At 61.6% G+C, this 7,075-nt stretch carries 5 protein-coding genes; all 5 read left to right on the forward strand.

All coding sequences use genetic code 11. The annotated features are described in order from the left end of the window. Positions 1-78: 78 nt before the first annotated feature. Positions 79-795 (forward strand): GntR family transcriptional regulator, encoded by a 717-nt coding sequence (locus tag AC3WWR_RS18130; protein ID WP_173667179.1) that lies wholly within the window; start codon positions 79-81, stop codon positions 793-795. Beyond that, positions 792-1,682: a methylisocitrate lyase gene (prpB, locus tag AC3WWR_RS18135; protein WP_020800453.1), complete on the forward strand. Its 891-nt coding sequence runs from the start codon at positions 792-794 to the stop codon at positions 1,680-1,682. Before AC3WWR_RS18130 ends, prpB begins: the two co-directional genes overlap by 4 nt. A gap of 160 nt (positions 1,683-1,842) precedes the next feature. Further along, positions 1,843-2,970: a bifunctional 2-methylcitrate synthase/citrate synthase gene (gene prpC / locus AC3WWR_RS18140; protein ID WP_432668483.1), complete on the forward strand. Its 1,128-nt coding sequence runs from the start codon at positions 1,843-1,845 to the stop codon at positions 2,968-2,970. Positions 2,971-3,159: 189 nt separating this feature from the next. Continuing rightward, positions 3,160-5,754, forward strand: coding sequence for a Fe/S-dependent 2-methylisocitrate dehydratase AcnD (acnD, locus tag AC3WWR_RS18145; protein ID WP_083349588.1), 2,595 nt, complete (start codon positions 3,160-3,162; stop codon positions 5,752-5,754). A 56-nt stretch (positions 5,755-5,810) separates the two neighbouring features. Then, positions 5,811-7,001, forward strand: a complete 1,191-nt coding sequence (gene prpF, locus AC3WWR_RS18150) for a 2-methylaconitate cis-trans isomerase PrpF (RefSeq protein ID WP_020800449.1) — start codon at positions 5,811-5,813, stop codon at positions 6,999-7,001. The last annotated feature ends 74 nt before the right edge of the window (positions 7,002-7,075 follow it).

Genomic DNA, 7,075 nt, shown 5'->3' on the forward strand with positions numbered 1-7,075 from the left:
ATATCTAATTATCCTTTGACTGTGGCGGCAGTTTTGGTTAATTTTTGCCGCACTGGCTTTCAAGGTGTCGACAATATGCTGGATCAACTGGCTCCCCCGCTTACCGTTCAGGATGACTCGGAAACGCTTTCCGAAAACGTCTTCCGACGCATTCAAGCGGCCATCGTCAAGGGTGAGATCGCCCCGGGCAGCAAAATCTCCGAGCCCGAGCTGGCCCGTACCTACGGCATCAGCCGTGGCCCGTTGCGCGAAGCCATCCACCGCCTGGAAGGCCAACGCCTGCTGGTGCGCGTGCCACACGTCGGAGCACGGGTGGTGTCGCTCAACCATGCCGAGCTGGTGGAGCTCTACGAAATCCGCGAATCCCTCGAAGGCATGGCCTGTCGCCTGGCCGCCGAGCGCATGAGCGTCGAGGAAATCGATGAGCTGCGCCGGGTCCTTGAAACCCACGAACGCGATGAGGCCTTCCAGGCTGGCCGCGGCTACTACCAGCAGGAAGGCGATTTCGACTTCCACTACCGGATTATCCAGGGCAGCGGAAACCGCACCCTGACGCAAATGCTCTGCGGCGAGCTGTATCAATTGGTGCGCATGTACCGCATCCAGTTTTCCACCACGCCCAATCGCCCGCACCAGGCCTTTGCCGAGCACCACCGAATTCTCGATGCCATCGCCGACCGTGACGGTGAACTGGCCGAGTTGTTGATGCGCCGTCACATCGGCGCCTCCAAACGCAACATCGCCCGTCATTACCAGGACGGCGCTAACCCGACAGCCAAACGAGGTGAGTCATGAGTTTGAACAAGAGCACTCCAGGCCAGCGTTTCCGCGATGCGGTCGCCAGCGAGCATCCATTGCAAGTGGTCGGCGCCATCAACGCCAACCACGCCCTGCTGGCCAAGCGTGCCGGTTTCAAGGCGATCTACCTGTCGGGTGGCGGGGTGGCTGCTGGCTCCCTGGGCGTGCCGGACCTGGGCATCACCGGCCTGGATGACGTGCTGACCGACGTGCGTCGCATCACCGACGTCTGCGACCTTCCGCTGCTGGTGGATGTGGACACCGGTTTCGGTTCCTCGGCGTTCAACGTCGCCCGTACCGTCAAGTCGATGATCAAGTTCGGCGCGGCGGCGATTCACATCGAAGACCAGGTTGGCGCCAAGCGTTGCGGTCACCGTCCTAATAAGGAAATCGTGACCCAGCAGGAAATGGTCGATCGCATCAAGGCGGCCGTCGATGCCCGTACCGATGACAGCTTCGTGATCATGGCCCGTACCGACGCCCTGGCAGTGGAAGGCCTGGAATCGGCACTGGATCGCGCCGCCGCGTGCATCGAGGCCGGCGCCGACATGGTGTTCCCGGAAGCCATCACCGAACTCGAGATGTACAAACTGTTCGCCAGCCGTGTGAAAGCGCCGATCCTGGCCAACATCACCGAATTCGGCGCGACGCCGCTGTACACCACCGAGCAACTCGCCGCTGCGGACGTGTCGCTGGTGCTGTACCCGCTGTCGGCCTTCCGCGCCATGAACAAGGCTGCGGAAAATGTCTACACCGCGATCCGTCGCGATGGCACGCAGGCGAATGTCATCGACACCATGCAGACCCGCATGGAGCTTTACGATCGCATCGACTACCACACCTTCGAGCAGAAGCTCGATGCGTTGTTCGCCGCGAAAAAATGAAGATCAAAAGATCGCAGCCTTCGGCAGCTCCTACCTCGGCCGTGATCCTCTGTAGGAGCTGTCGAGTGCAACGAGGCTGCGATCTTTTCGGCATCACCCGAATAACCTGATGAAGCACAATTTGCCGATTCCCTAACAAAATTAAAAACTGGAGGCAGAAATGGCCGAAGCAAAAGTACTCAGTGGCGCCGGGCTCCGTGGCCAGGTTGCCGGGCAAACCGCTCTGTCCACCGTGGGCCAGTCGGGCGCAGGCCTGACCTATCGCGGCTATGACGTACGCGAACTGGCGGCTGACGCACAATTCGAAGAAGTCGCTTACCTGCTGCTGTACGGTGAACTGCCGACCAAGGCACAACTGGCCGCTTACATCAGCAAACTGAGCAAGCTGCGTGACCTGCCGCAAGCGCTCAAGGAAGTGCTGGAACGCATCCCCGCCGACGCCCACCCGATGGACGTGATGCGCACCGGCTGCTCGTTCCTGGGCAACCTGGAGCCAGAGAAAGACTTCTCCGAGCAGCACGACAAGACTGACCGCCTGCTGGCTGCATTCCCGGCGATCATGACCTACTGGTATCGCTTCAGCCACGAAGGCAAGCGCATTGAATGCGTTAGCGACGAACCATCCATCGGTGGTCACTTCCTGCACCTGCTGCACGGCAAGAAGCCGAGCGAGCTGCACGTCAAGGTGATGAACGTTTCGCTGATCCTCTACGCGGAGCACGAATTCAACGCCTCGACCTTCACCGCGCGCGTGTGTGCCTCGACCCTGTCCGACCTGTATTCGTGCATCACCGCGGCCATTGGCTCGCTGCGCGGTCCGTTGCATGGTGGCGCCAACGAAGCGGCGATGGAAATGATCGAGCGCTTCAGCTCGCCGGAAGATGCGATCAAGGGCACCCTCGGCATGCTCGAGCGCAAGGACAAGATCATGGGCTTCGGCCACGCGATCTATAAGGACAGCGACCCGCGCAACGAGGTGATCAAGGGCTGGTCGAAAAAACTCGCCGACGAAGTGGGCGATAAAGTGCTGTTCCCGGTCTCCGAAGCCATCGACAAGACCATGTGGGAGCAGAAGAAGCTGTTCCCTAACGCCGACTTCTACCATGCCTCGGCGTACCACTTCATGGGCATCCCGACCAAGTTGTTCACACCGATCTTCGTCTGCTCACGCCTGACCGGCTGGGCGGCCCACGTGTACGAACAGCGTGCCAACAACCGCATTATCCGTCCGAGCGCCGAATACGTCGGCGTTGAACAGCGCAAGTTCGTGCCAATCGAACAACGCTGAATGGTGGAGGCCTGATCACCCGGAACCTGTAGGAGCCGAGCTTGCTCGCGATGACGGACTGACATTCAACAATGATGTCGACTGTTACACCGCTATCGCGAGCAAGCTCGGCTCCTACAGGGATCGGGTTGAATTCGAGCCAAGTACCAGGCCCCACCCTTTGAAACTACCGTGACCGAGTCCTGACCGATGAACACAGAATTCCGTAAATCGCTGCCCGGCAGCCACCTGGATTACTTCGACGTCCGCGCGGCGGTCGAGGCCATCCAGCCCGGCGCCTATGACACCCTGCCGTACACCTCCCGCGTGCTGGCGGAAAACCTGGTGCGTCGCTGTGACCCGGCCACGCTGACCGAATCCCTGAAGCAATTCATCGAGCGCAAGCGCGACCTCGATTTCCCCTGGTTTCCGGCTCGTGTGGTGTGCCACGACATTCTTGGCCAGACCGCGCTGGTCGACCTCGCCGGCCTGCGTGACGCTATCGCTCTGCAAGGCGGCGACCCGGCGCAAGTCAACCCGGTGGTGCCAACCCAACTGATCGTCGACCACTCCCTGGCCGTCGAGCGCGGTGGTTTCGATCCGGAGGCGTTCGAGAAGAACCGCGCCATCGAAGACCGTCGTAACGAAGACCGTTTCCACTTCATCAACTGGACCAAGAAGGCGTTCAAGAACGTCGACGTGATCCCGCCGGGCAACGGCATCATGCACCAGATCAACCTGGAGAAAATGTCTCCGGTGATCCAGGTGCGCGACGGCGTGGCGTTCCCTGATACTTGCGTCGGCACCGACAGCCACACCCCGCACGTCGATGCGCTGGGCGTGATCGCCATCGGTGTCGGTGGCCTGGAAGCGGAAAGCGTAATGCTCGGCCGCGCCTCCTGGATGCGCCTGCCGGAAAGCGTCGGCGTCGAGCTCACCGGCAAACTGCAGCCGGGCATCACCGCCACCGACATGGTGCTGGCGCTGACCGAGTTCCTGCGCAAGCAAAAAGTCGTCGGTGCCTGGCTGGAGTTCTTCGGCGAAGGCGCCGCGGCCCTGACCCTGGGCGACCGCGCGACCATCTCCAACATGGCCCCGGAATACGGTGCCACCGCGGCGATGTTCTACATCGACCAGCAAACCATCGACTACCTCAAGCTCACCGGCCGTGAAGACGATCAGGTGCAGCTGGTCGAGAACTACGCCAAGACCACGGGCCTGTGGGCCGACAGCCTGAAAGGCGCGCAATACGAGCGCGGCCTGACCTTCGACCTGTCCTCGGTGGTGCGCAACATGGCCGGCCCGAGCAACCCGCACGCCCGTGTGGCGGTGTCGGACCTGGCGGCCAAAGGCATTTCCGGTCAGTGGGACGATGTACCCGGCCAAATGCCGGACGGTGCGGTGATCATCGCCGCCATCACCAGCTGCACCAACACCAGCAACCCGCGCAACGTGATCGCTGCCGGCCTGCTGGCGCGCAACGCCAACAAGCTGGGCCTGACCCGCAAGCCATGGGTCAAGTCGTCCCTGGCACCGGGCTCGAAAACCGTCGCCCTGTACCTCGACGAAGCCGGCCTGACCGATGAGCTGGAGCAGCTTGGTTTCGGCGTCGTGGCCTTCGCCTGCACCACCTGTAATGGCATGTCCGGCGCACTGGACCCGGTGATCCAGCAAGAGATCATCGACCGCGACCTGTACGCCACCGCCGTGCTTTCGGGCAACCGCAACTTCGACGGGCGGATTCACCCGTACGCCAAGCAAGCGTTCCTGGCTTCGCCGCCATTGGTGGTCGCTTACGCAATTGCCGGCACCATTCGTTTCGACATCGAAAAAGACGTGCTGGGCGTGGTCGACGGCAAGGAAATCCGCCTGAAGGACATCTGGCCGAGCGACGAAGAAATCGACGCGGTGGTAAAAGCCTCGGTGAAGCCGGAGCAGTTCCGCCAGGTCTACATCCCGATGTTCGCCATCCACGAAGACACCGGCCCGAAAGTCGCGCCGTTGTACGACTGGCGCGAGATGAGCACCTACATCCGCCGTCCGCCGTACTGGGAAGGCGCACTGGCCGGCGCGCGTCCGCTCAAGGGCATGCGCCCGCTGGCGGTGCTGCCGGACAACATCACCACCGATCACCTGTCGCCGTCGAACGCGATCATGCTCGACAGCGCCGCTGGCGAATACCTGGCGAAAATGGGCCTGCCGGAAGAGGACTTCAACTCCTACGCGACTCATCGGGGCGACCATTTGACGGCGCAGCGCGCGACCTTCGCCAACCCGAAACTGTTCAACGAAATGGTTGTGGAAAACGGCAAGGTCAAGCAGGGCTCCCTGGCCCGTGTCGAGCCGGAAGGCAAAGTGATGCGCATGTGGGAAGCCATTGAGACCTACATGGATCGCAAGCAGCCGCTGATTATTATCGCGGGTGCCGACTACGGTCAGGGTTCATCCCGCGACTGGGCAGCCAAAGGCGTGCGGCTGGCGGGTGTGGAAGCGATCGCGGCCGAAGGTTTCGAACGTATCCACCGCACCAACCTGGTGGGCATGGGCGTGTTGCCACTGGAGTTCAAACCGGGCACCAACCGTCACACCCTGGCCATCGACGGCAGCGAAACCTACGACGTGATCGGCGATCGCACCCCACGTGCCGAGCTGACGCTGGTGATCCATCGCAAGAACGGCGAGCGCGTCGATGTGCCGGTGACCTGCCGCCTCGACACCGCTGAGGAAGTGTCGATCTACGAGGCCGGTGGAGTGCTGCAACGCTTTGCCCAGGACTTCCTCGAAGAATCGGCGGTTGCCGTTTAACACACGCTGCATGGACACGGGACTTTGAGTCCCGTGTCTGTTTTGAAGGAGCACTCATGTCTCACGCACCGCAAATCAAAATTCCCGCCACCTACATGCGCGGCGGCACCAGCAAAGGCGTGTTCTTCAGCCTCAAGGACCTGCCCGAAGCGGCACAGGTCCCAGGCCCGGCTCGCGATGCATTGCTGCTGCGCGTGATCGGCAGCCCCGATCCCTACGACAAGCAAATCGACGGCATGGGCGGCGCGACGTCCAGTACCAGCAAAACCGTGATCCTGTCGAAAAGCACCAAGGCCGATCACGACGTCGACTACCTGTTCGGCCAAGTGTCGATCGACAAACCATTCGTCGACTGGAGTGGCAATTGCGGCAACCTGACCGCTGCAGTCGGCTCGTTCGCCATCAGCAATGGCCTGGTGGACGCCAGCCGCATCCCGCACAACGGCATCGCCGTGGTACGCGTATGGCAAGCCAACATCGGCAAGACCATCATCGCCCACGTGCCGATCACCAACGGTGAAGTGCAGGAAACCGGCGATTTCGAACTCGACGGCGTGACCTTTCCAGCGGCGGAAGTGCAGGTCGAATTCCTCGATCCGGCAGCAGAGGAAGAGGGCGGTGGGGGTTCGATGTTCCCTACCGGCAATCTGGTGGATGACCTGGAAGTGCCTGGCGTCGGGACCTTGAAGGCAACCTTGATCAACGCGGGCATCCCGACCATTTTCGTCAATGCCGAAGACATCGGCTACAAGGGCACTGAGTTGCAGGGCGCGATCAACGGCGATCCAAAAGCATTGCTGATGTTCGAAACCATTCGTGCCTACGGCGCACTGCGCATGGGCCTGATCTCCAACATCGACGAAGCGGCCAAGCGCCAGCACACGCCGAAGGTGGCGTTCGTCGCCAAGCCTGCGGACTACGTGTCGTCGAGCGGCAAAGCGGTTGCGGCGGGCGATGTCGACCTGCTGGTGCGCGCGCTGTCCATGGGTAAGTTGCACCACGCGATGATGGGCACGGCGGCAGTCGCCATCGGCACGGCAGCAGCGATTTCCGGGACGCTGGTGAACCTCGCGGCAGGCGGTGTAGAACGCAATGCGGTGCGCTTCGGTCACCCTTCAGGCACCTTGCGCGTCGGCGCCGAGGCCAGCCAGGTGAACGGTGAGTGGACCGTGAAAAAGGCCATCATGAGCCGCAGTGCGCGGGTGTTGATGGAAGGTTTTGTCCGCGTGCCAGGCGACTCGTTCTAACTCACACAACCCCCTGTAGGAGCTGCCGCAGGCTGCGATCTTTTGATCTTGATCTTAAAAAGCAAGATCAAAAG

Source organism: Pseudomonas sp. EB271-G4-1, from assembly GCF_058791355.1.

Excerpts from the sequence above, each read along its gene's own strand:
- prpB (WP_020800453.1), top strand. The coding sequence starts at position 792 with ATGAGTTTGAACAAGAGCACTCCAGGCCAGCGTTTCCGCGATGCGGTC.
- prpC (WP_432668483.1), top strand. The coding sequence starts at position 1,843 with ATGGCCGAAGCAAAAGTACTCAGTGGCGCCGGGCTCCGTGGCCAGGTT.
- acnD (WP_083349588.1), top strand. The coding sequence starts at position 3,160 with ATGAACACAGAATTCCGTAAATCGCTGCCCGGCAGCCACCTGGATTAC.
- prpF (WP_020800449.1), top strand. The coding sequence starts at position 5,811 with ATGTCTCACGCACCGCAAATCAAAATTCCCGCCACCTACATGCGCGGC.